Raw genomic sequence first — 19,749 nt, 5'->3', positions numbered from 1 at the left:
GGATATGACTTTCCTCAACACAGCCCGCGCGCGCCGCATTGCCATCACTGTGGCAGCCATCGGAGCTTTCTCCGTGGCCTCGCCCGCCATCGCTTCCGCTGATCCCATCGACGATGTCCTCAACGCCCTGCCCTCCGGCCAGATCTCCTGCTCCCAGGCCGAGCGCTACTGGACCGACGAGGCCGACTACAACAACAAGGTCGCCCAGGCCAACGCACTCGCGCTTTTCGATAACCGTGGCCCGCAGATCCGCGCAGCCCTCGCACGTGTCGATGAGGCCGCCAACCGCTGTGGCCTCAAGGGCGGTGGAGCCAACAATACCGGCGGAAACAACAATGCTGGTGGAAATAACAATGCTGGTGGAAATAACAACACCGGTGGCGGAAACACTGGCGGGAACAACAACACCGGTGGCGGTAACAACGCCCCGGCTCCAGCGCCTGCCGCAGCCACCCCGGCGATTTCCCTCGTGGCTCCCGGAGTCCCGTTCTTCAACATTGAGATCCCTGGTTTCGGAATCATCTCCCTGCCTGATCTGTACCAGATCGTGGCGCAGTTCCTGGCACAGTTCGGCATCCGGGTATAACCACCTTCCATAAGCGAATCCGCTTATGGACGAAGGGGTGGGCGTCGGTAAGCATGTGGCACCGGCGCTTGATCGTCAAAACCGCAACAACAGGTGGCATACTCTTTTCATGCTGAAAAAAACCAGGATCACCCTTCTGCCCGCTGCCGTGGTTGCGGTGGCGCTCGCCTCTGCGCCGACAGGTCATGCCGCGGTCGGTCAGATGCTGAACATGCTGCCATCCGGGGGTATCTCCTGCGACCAGGCCGCCAATCACTGGACCAGTGATGCTGACTATCAGGCGAAGGTGGCACAGGCGCAGGCAATCGCTGCCATGGACCCACGTGGAAATGAGATTCTTGCGGCTTTGGGGCGTGTGGACGCCGCCGCGGAGCAGTGTGGACTGAAGGGCACCACGGGAGGCAGTGCTGGCGGCAATGCTGGCAGCGGCACTCCGGCTGGTGCCGGCGAGGCCGGGGGCTCCGCCACCACCTCCGACCCGGATAGCCCGACCGGTTCAAACGGCGCCGGAGCTTCAGGGGGTGGTGGTGGCGGTTCTGCGTCGGGCTCTGCAGAAAATGGTGGTTCTGCCGCGCCGGCCCGCGGTTCTGGTGGCACCGCCGACGCACCGGTCACCGATGCGGAGTCGATCCTGGGCCCCATCCGCGACAACCCTGCCACCCCGATGAGAACGATTGAGGTTCTCGGTCAGGGCCAGATTGAGGTTGCCGACGCTGATGCCATGATGTCGAATTTCCTCAGGCAGTTCACGATCATCGTCTAAAGCACGTAATAAATGTGGGCATGCAGTGAACAGCCAGGATTGAAGGGCTGACCGCAGTGCGGGCACTCCCCATGCCCATAGGGCATCAAGCCCCCGCAGGAACCGCACTGGGTGGAGTGGGGGGCGTCGATAAGCATGGGGCCGAAGGGATGATCGGTGGCCTCCGCGTGGCAGAGATGGCATTCCCAGTAGTCGCCGCACGTGGCGCAGCGGTTGCGGACCACGTCGAGGGGTCCGTCATAGTGTCGACATCCCATCAGCGACGTTCCATAAGCGAGGAATCCACCTGGCCATGGCGGGAGCACTCCGCATCCCAGCCGTCGGGGCGGACCTGCACCTTCATCCGGCGGCCACAGATCTGGCAGTATCGCGGGGCCTCCAACCCGGCACGGGCGGACGGTGAGAGGTGCTGGTTCTCCCCTGCCGGGAGCCCGGTATTAGGGTGATAAACGGGTTTATCGCCGAGCAGGATCGCAGTGAGAAGAGCATCGCTGGTGGGCAGGTGGGTTGATTGGCGGGCTAGTTTATTCGCGGCGTTGGGCATCAAATGACCTTGTTCAGCACCTTGAGGGGCAACTGCAGACGGCCCATCATGTCCAGGTCATCCTCCATCGGACGACCCAACGTGGTCAGGTAGTTACCCACGATGATCGCATTGATTCCCCCCAGAAGGCCCTGCTCAGAGCCCTTTTCTCCCAGAGTCAGCTCGCGACCGCCGGCGAAGCGGATCATCGTGTGCGGCATGGCGAGGCGGAATGCACCAATCGCACGCAGGGCGTCCTCGCTCTCCATAAGCGGGCGGTCGGCAAACGGGGTGCCGGGGCGGGGATCGAGGAAGTTGACGGGGACCTCCGTGGGGTTGAGTTCGGCGAGCTGGACGGCAAACTCGGCACGCTGCTCGAGGGTCTCCCCCATGCCGAGGATGCCACCGGAACAAACCTCCATGCCTGCCTCCGCCACCAGGCGCAGAGTCTCACGACGCTCCTCCCAGGTGTGCGTGGTGACCACCTCGGGGAAGAATGACCGGGCCGTCTCGAGGTTGTGGTTGTAGCGATGCACGCCAGCCTTCGCGAGGCGGGTGACCTGCTCCGCGGTCAGGGAACCGATCGATGCCGCCACCTCGATATCCACCTCACGCTGGATCGCCGCAACAGCCTCCTCAAGCTGTGCCATGAGCTTCTCATCAGGACCCTTCACCGCAGCCACAATGCAGAATTCCGTAGCACCCGATTTCGCAGTCTGCTTCGCCGCCTCCACCAGCTGTTCGATATCCAGCCACACTGACCGCACCGGCGACTCGAACAACCCCGACTGGGAACAAAAATGACAATCCTCAGGGCATCCGCCCGTCTTGAGTGAGATGATTCCCTCGACCTCGATCTCCTCACCGCACCATTTCAGGCGCACCTGGTGGGCAAGCTCCATAAGCGTGGGGATGTCGGCATCGGGCAAATTGAGGACCTCGACGAGCTGGTCCTGATTGAGGCCGATTCCCTCATCGAGAACCTGTTGGCGGGCGGTGGCGAGAATGGAAGTTTTGTCAGACATAAGAATTGACAATAACCCGCAATTGAACGCTGTTCAATCGCGTATGGAAAAACCACCCCGCCCACCTGTTGTTCGCAGGTGACCGGGGTGGATATAAACACGCACGGGGCTAGCCGGCACCGCTGGCGGGATTGCCACCGGCACGGCCGAAAGGGAATTACCGCCAGCGCAGCCGGCGGGAGGAGCGGTTTACTGGCAGATCGCGACGCAACGTGCCGCGACGCAACGTGCCGCGACGTGCCGTGACCCGCCCGGGCGACCAGCCAAGCTCTTCTCCCAGGGGAAGACTTATTTCTTCTTGGACTTCTTGCGCTTCTTGGTCGGGCCAAACACCAGCGCGCCAGCCATACCCGCCAGGAAGAGATCCTTCGACAGCGACAGACCATCCTCAGACGGACGGATACCATCCTCCTGCGTCATGGCAGGGTTGCGGAAATAAATCGACAGCAGACCCGCCGAAAACGCAGCCAGCCCCAGACCTGCCAGACGATTCGGCACGACCGGGGTCACCAGAGCCGCACCGATACCCAGCTCAGAGTAGGCGACGACCTTTCCGAAGGTATCCGGATCCAACTTGCCCATCGCTGGCACACCAGAAGCTGCAAAACCCTGCATGCCCTCGGCTGCCTCAACCGGCATGCCCAGCTTTCCATAACCAGACTGAAGCAGATATGCACCGGATACACCACGAAGGATCGCGCTAGAAATAATCATATTTCCCTCCATAAAGGATTTTGTTGACTTGCCAACCATCGTACCGAAAACACCCCATGACAGAAAAAGGCAGAACACAACACCGTTAGACTTCCTTCGACCCCCTTCCGGTTCCCGTGACTTTCCCACAGAGCCCTCAACCTGTGAAATGCGAAAGTTATCCACAGACCGCACGGCCCTCCACTTCTGCTAATCGGTCCCGCCTGCTTCCATGTCAGCCATGTCCTCCATAGACGAACTGTCCGCCATCATCAGTCGCTCCATAAGCGAATTGGCCCAACTGCTCGCCGACGCCGCACACCACCCCGCACCGCCGGATGGCGGCCCCCTCATCCAGGCCCACCTCGACGCCGCCATCACACTCGAGAAGGCCTTCAACCAGAAAACGCTTTTCGACGCCGCCCTCGCCCACCTGATCCAGGAAAGCCGCGCGGGCAACCTGGTCGGTTCCACGCGACCTACAACCTTTCTGGCACAGCATCTCGACATCTCCACCAACGAAGCCCTCAACCGCCTACGCCGCGGCAAGCGCGACTTCGGCGAACTCGACGACCCAGATAACCCCCGCGCCGACATCGATCGCGCCTATGGACGGCAGCTTCTTTTCGAGAACTCCATAAGCGCCGAGAAGCAGACCCTAATCGAACGCGAACTCAAAAAGCTCCATAAGCAGGATTCGCTTATGGAGCTGAGGGTCCGGGCGGTGAAGGAGGCGTCGACACGCTCTGTTGAAGACCTGCGCACCTGGGTGCGCGCCGAAGTCGCACAACTCAATGCCGCTTCCATAGACCGGGACCCGCATGCGGGCGCGCGGAAGCGGCACATCGTGATCGGTAAACCCGACGCCGATGGTGGCTGCTTCGTCCGTGCCTACCTGCCCGCCGCCACGTCAGCGTTGTTGGAGGCGACGCTGGCGCCCGCACGCAACCCGGGTTATGCCAGCTCGGTGGAGCCGGAGGATGACACCCGCGGGCTGCAACAGCGGCGCGTCGATGCGTTTCACCAGCTTCTGCTGCGCCACAACGAGGTGCAGACGGAGCGCAACGGGGGTGTCGGCACGATCGCGATCAGCATGTCCATAAAGGATATCGAGGAAATGACCCCCACCAGCCGGTTCCCCACCAACACCCACTGCGAACTCACGCCTATGGACATCCTTGCGCTGGGCGCCGCGAAATTCGATTTCCTCATCGTCCACGACCCCGACTCCGGCCGGCCACTGCACCTCGGCCGCACCCAACGCACCGCCAACATCGAACAACGCATCGCACTCATGGCTGCCGAAGGGGTCTGCATCCACCACCGTTGCGATCAGTCCGCCATCAACTGCGAAGTTCACCACGTCATCCCATGGGCACAGGGCGGGCACACCGACATTGAGAACATGCACATCTACTGCCGCACCCACCACAGGCCCAACAACGACTCCCCCATAGACAGCCCGACCCGCGGTCGATCCGAACTCGATCCCGACACCGGCCGCTACGGTTATCGACCACCCCGGAACTTCTACAACCCCGATCCCCAGATCGAGCTCAACAACACCACAGCGCAAAACCGATCCGCGGGGGCGAAGATACGTCGTCAATAACTCCATAAGCGGATTCCTCTATGGTGGGCTCAACGTCAGGGGATTAGAAACCGACACCCGGCAGCCACCCTGTCCATAGAGGAGAATCCCCCCATGCGCATTTTCGTTGGATTCGGCGATTACCCCCACACAGTCGCCGCGCTCCGTGCCGCCGGCGCCACCCTCGTCTCGTCCATAGGCGAAGCGGAGGGGTTCGTCTTCACTCAGACACCCGGAACCGACTTCCCCGCATTGCCACCCCACATCCGATGGGTGCAGCTGCCCAGCGCCGGCATAAACGACTACTTCGCCGACGGCCACATCACCCCGGACCGTCGCTGGTCCAACGCCTCCGGCGTCTATGGACGGCAGGTGGCCGAAGCAGCCATCGCGCTGCTCCTCGGGCTGCTCCATAAGCATCCCACCATGGTCCGTGCCGACAGCTGGTCACCCCGCGCCCACCTCGATGCCAGCACCTCCTGGCTCGATGGCACCACCGTCGCCATCATCGGCGGCGGAGGAATCGGCCGCGAGCTCGCAACGATGCTGCGTCCTTTCGGTGCGCGTTCCCTGGCTGTCACCCGATCCGGGGAGCCGCATGAGCTTTTCGACGCCACCCTCTCCATAAGCGAATTACACTCCGCCCTTCGCACCTCCGATCATGTAGTTGTCACCGTGCCTCTAACCGATGCCACCCGCCGACTCTTCAGTGACGCAGAATTTGATGCGATGAAACCGGGAGCCCACCTGATCAATGTGGCCCGTGGTGAAGTGGTCGATACCGATGCACTCGTCCGCGCACTCAACGCATCCTCCATAAGCGGGGCGGGACTCGATGTCACCGATCCAGAACCCCTACCCGATGGTCATCCCCTGTGGGGGCGGGACAATGTGATCATCACCCCACACACGGCGAACACCCTCGCCTCTATGGATGAACTCCTGGCACCAGTGGTGGCCGAGAACTACCGGCGGTTCATCGCCGGCGAGCGCATGCTCACTGAGGTCGACGTGGCGAAGGGTTACTAAAGCTGAAATGCTGCCGCCGCAGCCATCCCTCCATAAGCGCCACGATGGTTGTGGCAGCATCGCGAACTTTCTGCTTATGGAGGCTCATGTCCCCAGATTTTATAGCGACGGTGAGTCGAGGACCCGCGTAACCAGTTCAGCGATTTTGGATCGTTCGGAGCGCTGCAGGGTGATGTGGGCAAACAGCTCGTGGTTCTTGAGGGATTCGATGACGGAGACGATGCCGTCGTACCGCCCGACGCGTAGGTTGTCGCGTTGAGCCACGTCATGGGTGAGAACAACTCGTGAGTTCTGGCCTACGCGGGACAGCATCGTCAGGAGGACGTTTCGTTCGAGGGATTGTGCTTCATCGACGATCACGAACGCGTCGTGAAGCGAACGGCCGCGGATGTGGGTGAGCGGAAGGACTTCAAGAAGGCCGCGGGAGAGGGCTTCATCAATGATGTTCGGGCTCACCATGGAGCCCAGGGTGTCAAACACCGCCTGCGCCCACGGACCCATTTTCTCGTCCTGATCGCCAGGAAGGTAACCGAGTTCTTGGCCGCCCACCGCGTACATCGGGCGGAAAACGATGATTTTTCTATGGACGCGACGTTCCATAACAGCTTCAAGAGCCGCACACAGGGCGAGGGCACTCTTGCCGGTACCTGCCGCGCCGCCTATGGAGACGATGCCGACGGAGTCGTCGAGAAGCAGGTCGATGGCGATCCGCTGTTCCGCGCTGCGTCCCGAAATCCCGAACACCTGCTGATCGCCGGGCACAAGTTCAATAGTCCTATCCGGGGTCAACCTGCCCAGCGCCGACCCACCCATAGGCGAGCGCAGGGTGAGGCCATGATTGACCGGCAGATGCGCCAATTCCTCTATGGAGATTTCGTGGGTGTCATAGAGCTCCTGCAGCTGCCCATCGGCGATATGAGCTGTGGTGATACCCGTGTACCCCCGGTCGCGCGCCAGCGCCGCGCGGTACTCTTGCGCGGCCACCCCGCTTGCCGACGCTTTGATTCGCATCGGCAGATCCTTGGAAACCAGCACCACCCGATGACCCTCAAGCTGCAGATTCTTCGCCACAGCAAGAATGCGTGTGTCATTTCCCGCGACCCGGAAACCAACCGGCAGGGTCTCCACGCTCTGATGGTTGAGCTCCACCTGAATGTGCCCACCCTGATCACCTATGGGGAGGGGTTTCGACAGATCACCATGGATCTCCCGAAGTTCATCCAGCATCCGCAACGCCTGACGAGCAAAAAAGCCAAGCTCCGGGTGATGGCGCTTGGCCTCCAACTCAGTGATCACCACAATCGGCAGAACCACATCATGTTCCGCAAACCTAGTCAGCGACAGCGGATCTGAGAGCAACACCGACGTATCCAGCACATACGTGATGGTTTCCATAGAGGAATCATGATCCATGGCCAGTCTCCGACGCGCGAGAGGAAATACCTGTGTGTCACCCCCTTCCGCTTCCAGACCAGTTCCTTCGCTTATGGAAGGAAGGCGCTTATCTTCAAGGAAATCCGGATGGGTAATGGTCACAAAGTCCTCCTCAAGTGGCTTATGGGCCACGGTAGTTCCATAGAGGAATTAAGGCCGGTGGCTCAGGAATCTTTCATCAGGTTGTCACCCCAAATTCATCATGTGAGGGTGAGCCGGTTTAAGTGTGCTCACTGATAACCTGTGAAATTTAGTTGATTTGTCACTGAATCCGGCTAAGCTGAATCTGTTCTCAGGGCGGGGTGTAACTCCCCACCGGCGGTAAGACCATCCACCAGATGTGGCTGATCAAGCCCGCGAGCGCCACTACTTCCGCTTATGGAGGGGGTGGGTCAGCAGATCCGGTGTGATTCCGGAGCCGACGGTCATAGTCCGGATGAAAGAGAACCGCGGTTTTGGCAACGCATCGGTGTGTTTGGCACAGGTGTATTGGTGAACCCGGAATGACAGCCCCGAGGATTCCATGTCTCACATCCTTTAAAGGGGAATGATCATGAATCCTATAACCGAATTACTCGACGCTACCTTGTGGATCAACGGTATTCCGATCCTATGGCGTGAAATCATCGGCAATCTTTTCGGCCTCGCCTGTGCGTGGGGTGGTATGCGGCGTCTCGTATGGGCGTGGCCAGTCGGCATTGTGGGAAACGCACTTCTTTTCACCGTCTTCATGGGCGGTCTCTTCAACACCCCCCAGGACCTGGATCTCTATGGACAGGCTGGGCGTCAGGTGATGTTCATCATCGTGAGTTGTTATGGCTGGTACCAGTGGTCGGCTGCTCGACGCGGTGCGACATCTGATGAGGCTGTGGCGGTGATGCCGCGGTGGGCATCGAATCGTGAACGCGCCGGTTTGGTAATCGCTGCTGTGGTCGGAACCATCACGTGTGCGTGGATCTTCCAGTCACTGGGGTCGTGGGGCCCGTGGGCGGATGCGTGGATCTTCGTCGGATCTGTTCTCGCCACCTATGGAATGGCTCGTGGTTGGACCGAGTTCTGGTTGATCTGGATCGCCGTGGATATCGTCGGTGTGCCACTGCTGCTGGTCGCTGGTTACTATCCGTCAGCTGTGCTCTACCTCGTCTATGGAGTGTTTGTGTCCTGGGGTTTCTTCGTCTGGATGCGTGTGCAGAAGAAAGAGCAGAGCAAAACCGCGAAGGCGAAGCAGCCGGTGCTTATTAGTTAGCGTTGGTATCCGGGTGGCAGACAACCCCTCCATAAGGGAAGTTCATTCCCTTATGGAGGGGTTGTCTGTAGCTAGGCTTGGCTAAACCATTTCCGAGGAGAAGAGGACCAACATGAACATCACTATCATTGGTGGGTCACAGGGTACCGGGGAGCAGTTGGCTATTGCTGCTGTGGAGGCAGGCCATGAGGTGACGGTGGCGTCGAGAAGCGGCAATGCTCCTGCTGGGGCCACCGCGGTGGTGGGTAGTGCGACTGATCTTGGTGTGGCGCGCACAGCGGTGGAGGGCGCGGATGCTGTGGTTATTACGGTTGGTGCTGCCAAGGGCATCAAGCATGCCCGCACGGCGGTGACCAGGTCAGTCATTCAGGCAATGCAGGAAACCGGTGCCCGTCGTCTGGTCATCCAGTCTTCTCTGGGTGCTGGTGATTCAGGCAAGCAACTTCATGTTCCACTGCGTCAGTTGATGAAGGTGCTGTTGGCTAAGCCCTTAGCGGATCACAATGAGCAGGAAGCAGTGGTGCAGGATTCCGGGTTGGAGTGGACCATTGTCCGGCCGACTGGTTTGAAGAGCGCGGATGCCTTGGGTACGTGGCGGGCACATGAGGTCTCGGATGGTGAAACTCTGGGTGGGACTATCCCCCGTGCGGATCTGGCGGCCTATCTTTTGGAGGTTGTGGAAGATGATTCAACCATTGGGAAGGCTTTCGGGATCAGCAGTTGACGTGTCGATCCCCTTTCCCGGTTTTCATCCCAGATGGTGTTTCTATGGACACCCCATAAGAACTTATATGCGCATTTCCGCATAAAAAGGAGAATTTAACGGTTTTTAGATAGAGAATGAATATCTAGCGTTCACTGTGAGTGAGCTTCATAGGGTGAGTGTCGAGAGGAAAACTGCGTGGAACTTCGATTATTACAGTCTTTTTTGGTGCTGGCTGAAGAACTCCACTTTGGTCGGGCTGCTGCGAGGTTGTTCATCGCTCAGCCACCTTTGACGAAGCAGATTCACCAGTTGGAGAAGCAACTCGGTGTGCAGTTATTTGAGCGTCATCCCCGTGGTGCACGACTAACACCGGCGGGTGAGGCTCTCAAGGTGGAGGCTCAACAGATTTTCTCTGCGGTGGATACGGCTGTTCATAATGTTCGTAATGCCGATCATGGCAGTGCAGGGCGCCTGGTTTTGGGTTATTCCGGAGCTGTTGGTGCTGCCCAGTTGCCGGCGGTTCTCCGCTCGATCACTAAAGCAAATCCGGGGATTGACATTGAAGTCAAGAAATACGCCAATGCCTCACAGGTCGCCAGCGCGACTATCGACGGTGAGATCGATTTCGGCCAGGTTCTGCTTCCTTTTGAGCATCCAGATTTGAGTACCCGCTCAGTATCCCATCATGACCCGGTGGTTGTGGTTGCTTCTACTCATAAGTTCGCTGAGCGTAGTTCTGTGCGCACGACAGAGTTGGAGAACGAGGGTTTTGTGACACCGCGCCGTTACAGCGGGTCAGCTTTGATCCCTCTCATTGAATCAATTTTTGATAAAGAGGATTTTAGCCCCAAGGTGATCAAGGAAGCACCCGATGCTGATATCACCATGGCTTATGTCGCAGGTGGAATTGGCATCAGTATCACGGTGACAGGTGTGCAGATCTACGGTCATGATCTGCGGTTTATTCCTTTCGATGATAAATCCCTTCCCGGCCTTGAATCCGCGGTGGCATGGCGCACGAAGAATCCTTCAGCGCTGCTGGAGAAAGTCCTTACAACGGTGCTGGATATCTCATATTCTTAGAGTTTGAACCAGTAAATGCACCACCGGATCAATCTGATCCGGTGGTGCATTTACGTTCCAAACAGTGTGCTTCTACTAAGCGTACTGATACATTTCAGGCAGTCCCGATGGGTGTGGCGCCAGGGGTGTGACATCAACTTCCATGTAGGGGAAGAGTGGCAGATTTGAGAGAAGGTTATGAAGTTCCTCATTCGACTCAACTTCGAAGATGCTCACGTTGGAAACCTCCCCGACAACTCGCCAGATGTGGCGGAATTGTCCGTCCCGCATCATTGACTGGCCGTATTCCATTTCGCGCTTTCGTAGGTCATTCCACTCCTCGTCAGTGATGTGGTGTGGGCGGATGACGTTCATCTGAACCATGAAAAACAATGTATGTCCTCTTTCGCAATAGGTGGAGAAGTAGTTGTTATTTTCACTGGCATTGCGCCAGATCTTGTGTCGATGCGACTGGTGAAGTCGCACCGCCCCACTGGGTGAATCACCCAGGGAAGTTCTTGAATACCGCTGCGATGCCCTGACCGCCGCCGATGCAGAGAGTTTCCAGTCCATATTGAGCATCACGGCGCTGCATCTCCCGGCTCAGGTTGGCCAAAATTCGCGCACCGGTTGCCCCCACCGGGTGGCCGAGGGAAATTCCTGAACCGTTGACGTTGATGCGCTGGTGGTCAGCATCAGTAAGACCCATGGACCGTGTGCAGGCAAGCACCTGGGCTGCGAAGGCTTCATTGAGCTCGATGAGGTCAATATCCTTCAATTCGAGACCTGCCCGCTTGAGTGCCTTTGCCGTGGAATCAACTGGTCCGAGCCCCATGCGGTGTCCTTCGAGGCCTGCCAGGGCCCAGGAGACGAGGGAGACCTTCGGGGTCAGTCCAAGCTCTGCAGCCCGCTCCGGGGTTGTCACAATCACGAGGGCGGCAGCATCATTCTGCCCGGAGGAGTTACCGGCCGTAACAGTGGCTTGTTCATCCTCACGCAATCGCATTGGGTTGAGTTTGCCCAATGATTCGAGGGTTGCACTAGGGCGAACATGCTCATCAGTGTCGAAAACAACGGTGTGTTTTCGTTGCTTTATGGTCACCGGAACGATCTCGTCATCGAATTTTCCAGCTTTCATCGCCGCAGTCGCCCGTTGGTGGCTGCTCAGTGCCAAGGCGTCTTGGTCTTCACGGCTGATGTTGAATTCGCGGCGTAGATTTTCGGCAGTTTCAATCATTCCACCGGCGATAGGTTTGGATACTCCACCGGCATGGATACGACCGTGAACGAGGGAATCCTTAAAATCCAAACCATTCTTGTTGGCTCCCCACCGTGCAGAGGTGGAGTAAAACGGTGCCGAGCTCATTGATTCAACACCACCTGCGAGAACAACATCAGCCATGCCTGTTTGAATCTGCATCGCTGCGTCAATGATGGCTTGAAGCCCGGAACCACACCTGCGATCCACGTGAAGTCCGGTGACGGAGTCTGGGAAATCAGCATCCTGGGCCACTGCCCTACCGATGCACGGGGCATCGGTGGTTCCATAGCCTTGACCAAGGATCACTTCATCAATCGTTGCAGGATCGAGTCCGTTTCTTTCCACAAGGGCCCGGGCAACTGTGGTTCCCAGCTCCAGTGCTGTGACATTTCGGAGACTTCCACCAAATCCGCCTATGGGGGTTCGGACTGAATCGCAGATGACAACTTCACGCATGATGCAGACTTTCGCTTTCCTTTATGGAGGGTTTAAACGGTTGCCATAACCTTGGCGATTTCCGGATCCTGGACCTTATTACCTCGGTACATTTTGGTCATGCCAACCGTGGCAACGATGACACCAAGGACGCAGAGACTCATGACGTAATAGCCAGGCATTTCACCGATGTCAGTGCGGGCGACAATCCAGGTGGCGAAGTATGGGGCGGTTCCGCCGAATACTGCGTAGGCCAGGTTGTAAGACACAGCGCTGGCGGTGTATCTGATGTGTACTGGGAAGAGGTCGACCATGAGCAGCGGGGTGAGGGTTGCGATGCAGGCTACTACCATGCCGTAGATGCTCAGTCCGATGATTGCGGAGGTAAGGGTTGCTGTTTCCATAAGGCCGAACGCTGGGATGACTAGGGCGGCGAGGAGGATTGCGGAACCGACGGCGACCTTGGGTGGTCCGTACCGGTCGATGAGTATGCCGGCGATGGGGCAGGCGAGTGCGAAGGCGACCAGACCAATGATGTAGATTCCGAGGGCTTCAGATTGTTCGAAACCAACTCGTTGTGTCATGTAGGCAACCATGTAGCTGGTCAGAAGGTAGAAGGCCACTGCATTGAGCGCTGACCATCCGAACAGAATGAGCATGCGTCCCTTGGTGGTACGGAAAGCCTCTACTACCGGGGCGTGTTGTTTCCCCGTGTTCTCGGTTTGCTTGAGTACTGCACTGAACTCTGGGGTTTCTTCGACCTTGGAGCGCAGGTACAGGCCTACGATGCCGAGGGGGCCGGCGACGATGAAGGGGATGCGCCACGCCCATGCTTCGAGGGCATCGTCGGGCACAGCCCAGGTGACGATGAGGCCGGTCATTGCGCCACCGATGGTGCCTAGTGCGGTTGCTACCGGGTTGATGCTGGCGAAGAGTGCACGTTTCCCTACTGGGGCGTATTCCACCACGAAGCTACTGGCTCCTGCGTATTCACCGCCGGCAGAAAGTCCCTGCAGGATGCGCCAGACAAGGAGCAGGGCGGGTGCTGCGACGCCGATGGTGGCGTAGGAGGGGGTTAGGCCGATGGCGAGGGTCGCGCCACTCATGAGGAGAACCGCTAGGGATAATGCGGCCTTACGGCCTTTACGGTCACCGTACTGGCCAAAGAGGAGGCCACCGAGGGGGCGTGCGAGGAAGCCCACTGCGAACACGGCGAAGGTTGCGAGAAGACTGGCGGTTGGATCATTCGATGGGAAGAAGTGAAAACCGATGATGGTGGCGAACTGTGCGTAGAGCGCAAAGTCGAACCACTCAACGAAGTTTCCAATACCGCCAGCAGTGATTGCTTTACGACGAGCTGCTTTCAGCTCCTGGGTTTCGGTCAAGGTTTGCATGGGGACCCCCTCAGAGGAATATCCAACAATGGAACAACGGTAATTGTTTGTGATGTGAATTACATCTATCAATACTCTCGCAAGAGATCACTTTTGAGTCCAATATCGGATCGCTAAGAAGCCGATACCCAAAACAGCACCTCCCATAGTCCTGCAACCAGCACATAGAGCCGACTGTCTAGGGGATCCCCCTTATGGAGGGATCCCCTAGACAGTCGGCTCTGGGGAAAGGAAACTACCGGATTCGCAACGTCACAGACGCGCTGATTCCCTTATGGAAGGCTGGAGAAAGCTGGCAATCATGGCACCGTACTGTTCCGGTGCCTCGATGTTGCCGATATGTGCTGCGCCTTCAATGACTTCGAAGCTGGCTTCTGGGATGTTGTCGGCGATGATCTGGACGACGGCTGGTGGGGTGGATACGTCTTCGGAGCCGGCAATGACGAGTGTTGGGGTGGTGATGTCCTTGAGTCGGTTGGTGACATCAAATTTGGAGACGGCGTCGCACGCTTGTGCGTAGCCTTCTGGGTCGAGCGCTACGAGGTCATCCAGGAGCAGTTGAGCTTCTTGGCTCTTGTCAGCGAAACCTTCTGTGTACCATTTGCTGGCGCTGGGTTCACGGAGCCAGTCCATGCCTTGTTCACGGACGTTTTTGGCGCGGTCCTGCCAGATTTCTGGTGCGCCGAACTTGGCGGCGGTGCAGGTGACTATGAGGTTCTCGAGTCGCTCAGGTGCATCCAGTGCCAGCTGCTGGCCGATGGCACCGCCGAGGGAAAGTCCGATGTAGGAGAATTTTTCAATCTTCAGTACATCGGCAAGTTTGAGCACATCAGTTGCGAAGGCTTCCACCGTGGCATCGGAGGTTTCCCCAGCGGGTACCGGTGCGCTTCCCGCTGCGGACTGTCCGTGGCCGGCGGTGTCGAAGCGGATGACATTGTGGGTGGCTTCTAGATACGGAAGGACATTTTCCCACATGCGGGAGGTAGTTCCGAGGGAGCTGCCCATGAGGATTGCTGGTCCGTTGATGTTTCCGGACTGGATGTAATGAAGCATGATTGTTCTCCTTATTTAATGTGTGTGGAAAAATCTGGTGAGAAATTCCGGAGGGAATCCCTTATGGAGGGATGGTTAGCGTAGGTAGACCCGATTGGGGTCGATGTCGTCTCGGAGGAGGTGCAATTCCTCCGCGGTGGGTGATGGGACGGTGTGTAGATCGTCGCTGATGCGGAGGTCCCATCCGGTGGATCGGATGACGTCGTCTACGTCCACCCCGGGGTGTATGGCGGTGAGTGTGAGTTCTTCACCTATGGAACCTCTGCTGAGGATGCCGAATTCGGTGATCACTTTGGTCACGCCCAGTCCCCGGGGTGTGAAGCCGGCGGCGAGGGCACGGTCGGGGCCGGGGGAGGTGCAGAAATCTAGTTCAGCGACGAGGGAGCGTTTTTCATGTCTACGCATGATGACGTAGACCTCTTTGGAGTTGGCCATGACTTCGGCGGCACCGCCGGAGCCGGGGAGTCGGACTGTGGGGTTGTTCCAGTCGCCGATGACGGAGCTGTTGAGGTTGCCGTATTTGTCGATTTGCGCTGCGCCGAGGAATCCTACGTCGATGTGGCCACGCTGTAGTACGTAGTTGAAGAGTGCGGTCATATCGAGGACGGCTTCCGCACCGGTGATGAGGACTGAGTCGGCGACTGTTTCCGGGAGGCTTGCCGGGTGCGCTCCGCAGACTCCGGATTCGTAAATGATTTCAATTTCGGGGGCGGTGGTGAGATGTGCCAGCGAGGTGGCGAGGGTGGGGAGGCCGATGCCGGCGAAGACGGTGCGGGTGGTTGCGAGTTCACGGGAGGCAACAACGGCCAGAAGTTCGGAGATGGTGGCCTGGGTTGGGATGGTGGTGGTCATTATTTCCTGCTTCCGTAGTTGACTGGCAGGGATGGGACATACGGCGCGTCCAGGCGTTCCCAGAATGCTGCGCCTTGTTTGTTCACGTAGTTGTTGTGGACTTCCAGGTCGAAGATCCATTCCTGCATCCAGCGGTCGAGGGTGTCAGGGTTTTTGCTGATGTCGTTCCAGGCGCGGTAGAAGTCGCCGTCGCGGTCGTAATAACCCTGCACAAAGGAGGGGTGTGCACCGCGGGGGACGGGAACTACCGCGTCAACCACATGGCTGGGGAGGAGGGTGCGGTTGGGGTCGGAGGTGATGACATCGTCTTCGACGATTTCTTCAACTGTGACAATGATGTGCTTGGCGGAGTAGGCCACTTCCTGCTGAATGCCGGTGAGGCCCCAGATTTGGACATTGCCTTTCCGGTCGGCGCGTTGTGCGTGGAGGATCGCAACGTCGGGGTTGATTGGTGGCACGACATATACCTTTTCGCCTCCATAAGGGGATTCCATCACGCGGATCTCGGGGTTGATCTTCGGAAGATCGGATCCTGCGTAGGAAAGAACCGGATAGAAGGGCAGGCCTGAGGCACCGGCGAGGTATCGGGCGATCATTCCGCCGTGACTGTATTCATTGAATTTGAGGGGTGCACGTCCACGTCCTTCAATTCGGCGTCTTAGTTCATGTAGTGAACCCACCGAGCTGTTGCCGATGAATGATGAGGTCAGTGACTTAACGCAGTCCCCCGCGATGAGTTGATCAACCACGATATCCGCGGTCATCCGGTAAATATCTAAATTCTTGATCCGTTGGCGGATGATTTCATGGGCCGCGGCATAGGGAATTATGTGGGTAAAACCCTCTATGGAGAGTGAGCAACCGTCGTGGACATATGTGGCGATGGCTTCGCTGAGTGTTGTTACCTTTGTCTTTTCCATCAGAACCCTTTCCTTGATCCTCACACTGATTGTGATTCACAACACCCAAAGGTTCCAATATTGGAAAAGTATGGCCTGGATACTTTCATGAGAGACGCTTGCCCACGCCCACCTCACCTCCCCTTGCGGCACAAGCGGAAGTGCTGTTCGAGGGGTTATTTGGTTTCGCCGGTCCAGGTGGCGTAAGTGATGGGGATGGTGCGGAGGTCGGAATCGATAAGCACGGCCCAGACGCGGACGGCGAGGACGGCGGAGGCGACGGTGAGGAAGATCGGGAGGTAGCCCTGGGGTTCCATGTCGGTGAATTCGACGGCGGCGATGAGTCCGAAGAGGGGTGCGGACATCGTGGTGGAGAGGAACGCGGCTGCGCCGAGGAGTGCGAAGGCGGCGATGGGGATGTCGATGAGCGGTTGGAGGAGGGTGCCCACGATGGCGCCGATGATGGTGCCGAGGGCGAAGGAGGGGATGAGGTTGCCGCCGACTGTTCCGACGCGGAAGGCCAGCAGGAAGAGGAAGAGGCGAAGTATTAGTAGTAGGAGGAGGGTGGGGAGGAGAAAGGCGTCGTTAAGCAGTTGGTCTGCAACCCACCGTGGGTTGGCCAGCGCGGTCGGGTACACGTAGACGACCGCCGCGATGACGAGGAAGCCGAGCGGCATCTGCCAGAGGATCGCCGCACCGCGCGGTGAGCGTCGGGCGGCGTGGGTGGCGGCCGTGCTGAACCAGTGGCCGCCGAGGCCTGCGGCGATGCCGGTGAGGGCGGCGGCGACCAGCATGCCGGGGCTCTCGTTGAGGGGCACGGTGGCGAAGACATCGGGGATGGGCACGAACAGGCCGGTGGTGCCCACGGCCGCCGTGGTGGTGACGATCGCGATGACCACCGTGCGCGTGGATGCCTCCACCAGCAGCACCTCGAGTGCGAACAGCACCCCGGCCAGCGGGAGGTGGAAACTGGCGCCCAGCGCACCGCCGGCAGCTGAGGCCACCAGGATGCGTTTGGCGTCCAGATCCAGCTGCAACCAGCGGGAAAACCGCTCGCCGATCAGGCTGCCGGCGATGCGCGGGGCGTTCTCCGCCCCCACCGGCGCACCGGCAGCCACCGTGATCACCTGCAGAAATGCCGATGCCGCGGTTTCGGGGATGGGGACCTTCTCACCGCGCATCGCACCCACCACCGACACCTCACGCCTGCCCCAGCGGTGCACGATGAACCACGCCCAGGACGTGACAACACCCAGCACCACCACCGTCACCGCGAGCCGCACCGGTGACACATCCGCGATCGGATTCGAATTGTGCAGATGATCCGCCCCATAGACGAGCCGCTCCACCCCGATCGCCGCCCAGTTCAGCGCGGCCACGAACAGGCCGGTGAGCACACCGATGATCGTCGCGACCACCGCCAGGCGGTTCAGTGGAATTGTGGTCATGGGAGATCCTTTCCTTTATGGAAGCGAACCCAAGCTTATCGACGCCCCCCTCGCCGCACCCAGCCAACATTCATGCGGGACTTGCGGCGTTCCATAAGCGGCGCGTTGCGCCGAGGGGCATCCGATGACCCCTGGTCGACACCCCCAGGTGTAACCCTTACCACAGGAGTGGGCGGATCATCATTAACCTGTGGGGAGAATCCGTATCGGCGCGCTTATGGAGCGCAGGAGAAAACGAGGACGTCAGATGAGTACTGAGAATTTCGTGAGCAACCAGATCTTCATCGGCGGTTGGGCCGATGGTTCTTCGGAGCGGGCCACCACCACGGTGAACCCGTTCAACGGTGAGGAGATCACCACCATCCAGAATGCCTCCCAGGAGGATGTGGACAAGGCGTACTCCACCGCGGCGCAGGTCCAGAAGGACTGGGCGGCTCTGCCGCCGGTGAAGAAGACGGCCATCCTGAACAAGGCGGCGGATGTCATCGGCGATAACCGTGAGGCCATCGTGGAGCTGATCCGCCGGGAGTCAGGTTCCACCGCACTCAAGGCCAATATCGAGGCTGGCCTGGCCATCGCCTCGCTGCGTGAGGCTGCTACCTTCCCGGCGCGCATCACCGGCCAGATCCTGCCGTCGAACACCCCGGGTAAGTCCAATTATGTGTTCCGTGAGGCGCTGGGCGTGGTGGGTGTGATCAGCCCGTGGAACTTCCCGTTTGCACTGTCCATGCGTTCGGTGGCACCTGCCCTGGCCTGCGGCAACGGCGTGGTGCTCAAGCCTGCGTCTGACACCCCGCTCGTGGGCGGCACCCTGCTGGCGCATATCTTCGAGGCTGCCGGCCTGCCGACTGGACTGTTCAACGTGGTGGTCGGTGCCGGTTCAGAGATCGGTGATTATTTTGTGGAGCACGCCATTCCGCGTCTGATCTCCTTCACGGGTTCCACCCCGGTGGGCAAGCAGGTAGGTGCCACGGCTACGGGCGGCAAGCACATCAAGAAGGTCGCCCTCGAACTGGGTGGCAACGCCCCGATGGTGGTGCTCAGCGATGCCGATATGGACAAGGCCGTCGCCGCCGCCTCGATGGGTAGCTTCCTGCACCAGGGTCAGATCTGCATGGCGGTCAACCGCATCATCGTCGAGGCCCCGGTCTATGACCAGTTCCTCGAGGCCTTCGCTGCACGTGTCAAGAATGTCGCTTATGGAGACCAGCTTGACGATGCCACCATGATCGGCCCCATCGTCAATGATTCCCAGGTGGAATCCGTCACCGGAAAAATCACCCTCGCCCGCGAGCAGGGTGCCCGCGAGCTCGTGGCCGGCCCGATCGAAGGCCGCGTGATCTCACCGCATGTGTTCGCCGATGTCACCCCGGATATGGAGCTGTTCCGTGAGGAGATCTTCGGACCGGTGGTCGGCGTGGTCAAGGCCAATGATGAGGCCCATGCACTGGAGCTGGCCAATGACACCGAATTTGGCCTCTCCTCCGCGGTGTTCACCGAGGACCTGCAGCGTGGCCTCAACTTCGCCCGCAAGGTGGAGGCCGGCATGACCCACATCAATGACATCACCGTCAACGATGAAGCCCACGTCATGTTCGGTGGCGAGAAGAACTCCGGCCTGGGTCGCTTCAACGGTGAATGGGCCATCGATGAGTTCACCACCGATCACTGGGTCAGCGTGACCACCGGCACCGACGCCTACCCGATCTAATCCACGGGCCCGGCGCCGCACGCCCGTTACCGCCCCAC

The 19,749-nt window shown here is 59.1% G+C and carries 19 protein-coding genes and 1 riboswitch; of the genes, 8 read left to right on the top strand and 11 right to left on the bottom strand.

The features are described 5' to 3' along the window. Positions 1-4: 4 nt before the first annotated feature. Together CFAEC_RS00345 and CFAEC_RS00340 are read left to right on the top strand one after the other, a co-directional pair. Positions 5-586: a hypothetical protein gene (locus CFAEC_RS00345; protein WP_290277761.1), complete on the top strand. Its 582-nt coding sequence runs from the start codon at positions 5-7 to the stop codon at positions 584-586. 109 nt (positions 587-695) lie between these two features. Continuing rightward, the gene (locus tag CFAEC_RS00340) at positions 696-1,349 is read left to right on the top strand and encodes a hypothetical protein (RefSeq protein ID WP_290277759.1); all 654 of its coding nucleotides are present in this window, start codon (positions 696-698) and stop codon (positions 1,347-1,349) included. Between the two features lie 256 nt (positions 1,350-1,605). Here CFAEC_RS00340 and bsaP read toward each other — a convergent pair whose 3' ends face one another. The 3 genes from bsaP to CFAEC_RS00320 all read right to left on the bottom strand — a co-directional run bounded on the left by bsaP (position 1,606) and on the right by CFAEC_RS00320 (position 3,611). Further along, the gene (gene bsaP / locus CFAEC_RS00330) at positions 1,606-1,893 is read right to left on the bottom strand and encodes a biotin synthase auxiliary protein BsaP (protein ID WP_290277755.1); all 288 of its coding nucleotides are present in this window, start codon (positions 1,891-1,893) and stop codon (positions 1,606-1,608) included. After that, positions 1,893-2,897, bottom strand: coding sequence for a biotin synthase BioB (bioB, locus tag CFAEC_RS00325; RefSeq protein WP_290277753.1), 1,005 nt, complete (start codon positions 2,895-2,897; stop codon positions 1,893-1,895). Before bioB ends, bsaP begins: the two co-directional genes overlap by 1 nt. Before the next feature lie 288 nt (positions 2,898-3,185). After that, on the bottom strand, positions 3,186-3,611 hold the full coding sequence (locus CFAEC_RS00320; RefSeq protein ID WP_290277752.1) for a hypothetical protein: 426 nt from the start codon (positions 3,609-3,611) through the stop codon (positions 3,186-3,188). A 220-nt stretch (positions 3,612-3,831) separates the two neighbouring features. Here CFAEC_RS00320 and CFAEC_RS00315 point away from each other — a divergent pair, with 220 nt between their 5' ends. After that, positions 3,832-5,202 (top strand): HNH endonuclease signature motif containing protein, encoded by a 1,371-nt coding sequence (locus CFAEC_RS00315; RefSeq protein WP_290277751.1) that lies wholly within the window; start codon positions 3,832-3,834, stop codon positions 5,200-5,202. A gap of 93 nt (positions 5,203-5,295) precedes the next feature. After that, a complete protein-coding gene (locus CFAEC_RS00310) occupies positions 5,296-6,210 on the top strand; it encodes a D-isomer specific 2-hydroxyacid dehydrogenase family protein (RefSeq protein WP_290277749.1) in 915 nt (304 codons plus the stop codon). Positions 6,211-6,309: 99 nt separating this feature from the next. Here the strand turns inward: CFAEC_RS00310 and phoH2 are convergent, their stop codons facing one another. Continuing rightward, complete coding sequence (gene phoH2 / locus CFAEC_RS00305; protein WP_290277747.1) at positions 6,310-7,746, bottom strand: RNA 5'-3' helicase PhoH2; 1,437 nt, start codon at positions 7,744-7,746, stop codon at positions 6,310-6,312. Positions 7,747-7,928: 182 nt separating this feature from the next. Continuing rightward, a riboswitch (FMN riboswitch) is annotated at positions 7,929-8,096 on the top strand. A gap of 101 nt (positions 8,097-8,197) precedes the next feature. Here phoH2 and pnuC point away from each other — a divergent pair. The 3 genes from pnuC to CFAEC_RS00290 all read left to right on the top strand — a co-directional run bounded on the left by pnuC (position 8,198) and on the right by CFAEC_RS00290 (position 10,679). Continuing rightward, positions 8,198-8,890 carry a nicotinamide riboside transporter PnuC gene (gene pnuC / locus CFAEC_RS00300; RefSeq protein ID WP_290277745.1) on the top strand — a complete coding sequence of 231 codons (693 nt, stop codon included), beginning with the start codon at positions 8,198-8,200 and terminating at the stop codon, positions 8,888-8,890. Positions 8,891-9,002: 112 nt separating this feature from the next. Continuing rightward, positions 9,003-9,614: an NAD(P)-dependent oxidoreductase gene (locus CFAEC_RS00295; RefSeq protein WP_290277743.1), complete on the top strand. Its 612-nt coding sequence runs from the start codon at positions 9,003-9,005 to the stop codon at positions 9,612-9,614. Positions 9,615-9,791: 177 nt separating this feature from the next. Continuing rightward, positions 9,792-10,679 carry a LysR family transcriptional regulator gene (locus CFAEC_RS00290; protein ID WP_290277740.1) on the top strand — a complete coding sequence of 296 codons (888 nt, stop codon included), beginning with the start codon at positions 9,792-9,794 and terminating at the stop codon, positions 10,677-10,679. A 75-nt stretch (positions 10,680-10,754) separates the two neighbouring features. On the opposite strand, the gene CFAEC_RS00285 is transcribed toward CFAEC_RS00290, so the two are convergent. The 7 genes from CFAEC_RS00285 to CFAEC_RS00255 all read right to left on the bottom strand — a co-directional run bounded on the left by CFAEC_RS00285 (position 10,755) and on the right by CFAEC_RS00255 (position 18,000). Beyond that, positions 10,755-11,042, bottom strand: coding sequence for a muconolactone Delta-isomerase family protein (locus CFAEC_RS00285; RefSeq protein WP_290277738.1), 288 nt, complete (start codon positions 11,040-11,042; stop codon positions 10,755-10,757). 118 nt (positions 11,043-11,160) lie between these two features. Next, positions 11,161-12,375, bottom strand: coding sequence for an acetyl-CoA C-acetyltransferase (locus tag CFAEC_RS00280; RefSeq protein ID WP_290277736.1), 1,215 nt, complete (start codon positions 12,373-12,375; stop codon positions 11,161-11,163). Between the two features lie 32 nt (positions 12,376-12,407). Further along, the gene (locus CFAEC_RS00275) at positions 12,408-13,748 is read right to left on the bottom strand and encodes an MFS transporter (RefSeq protein WP_290277734.1); all 1,341 of its coding nucleotides are present in this window, start codon (positions 13,746-13,748) and stop codon (positions 12,408-12,410) included. Between the two features lie 252 nt (positions 13,749-14,000). After that, a complete protein-coding gene (gene pcaD / locus CFAEC_RS00270; RefSeq protein ID WP_290277733.1) occupies positions 14,001-14,801 on the bottom strand; it encodes a 3-oxoadipate enol-lactonase in 801 nt (266 codons plus the stop codon). A gap of 75 nt (positions 14,802-14,876) precedes the next feature. Further along, positions 14,877-15,653: a CoA-transferase subunit beta gene (locus CFAEC_RS00265; RefSeq protein ID WP_290277731.1), complete on the bottom strand. Its 777-nt coding sequence runs from the start codon at positions 15,651-15,653 to the stop codon at positions 14,877-14,879. Beyond that, on the bottom strand, positions 15,653-16,573 hold the full coding sequence (locus CFAEC_RS00260) for a CoA transferase subunit A (RefSeq protein WP_290277729.1): 921 nt from the start codon (positions 16,571-16,573) through the stop codon (positions 15,653-15,655). Before CFAEC_RS00260 ends, CFAEC_RS00265 begins: the two co-directional genes overlap by 1 nt. 155 nt (positions 16,574-16,728) lie before the next feature. Beyond that, positions 16,729-18,000, bottom strand: a complete 1,272-nt coding sequence (locus tag CFAEC_RS00255; protein ID WP_290277727.1) for a chloride channel protein — start codon at positions 17,998-18,000, stop codon at positions 16,729-16,731. Between the two features lie 247 nt (positions 18,001-18,247). Here CFAEC_RS00255 and CFAEC_RS00250 point away from each other — a divergent pair, with 247 nt between their 5' ends. Beyond that, entirely contained in the window at positions 18,248-19,711 is a 1,464-nt protein-coding gene (locus tag CFAEC_RS00250) for an aldehyde dehydrogenase family protein (RefSeq protein ID WP_290277725.1), read from the top strand. The last annotated feature ends 38 nt before the right edge of the window (positions 19,712-19,749 follow it).

Origin of the sequence: Corynebacterium faecale (assembly GCF_030408735.1) — a bacterium.
GTDB classification, from domain to species: Bacteria; Actinomycetota; Actinomycetes; order Mycobacteriales; family Mycobacteriaceae; genus Corynebacterium; species Corynebacterium faecale.
The sequence above is the reverse complement of the archived record's forward strand: the minus strand, read 5'-3'. Positions and strand labels throughout refer to the sequence as shown.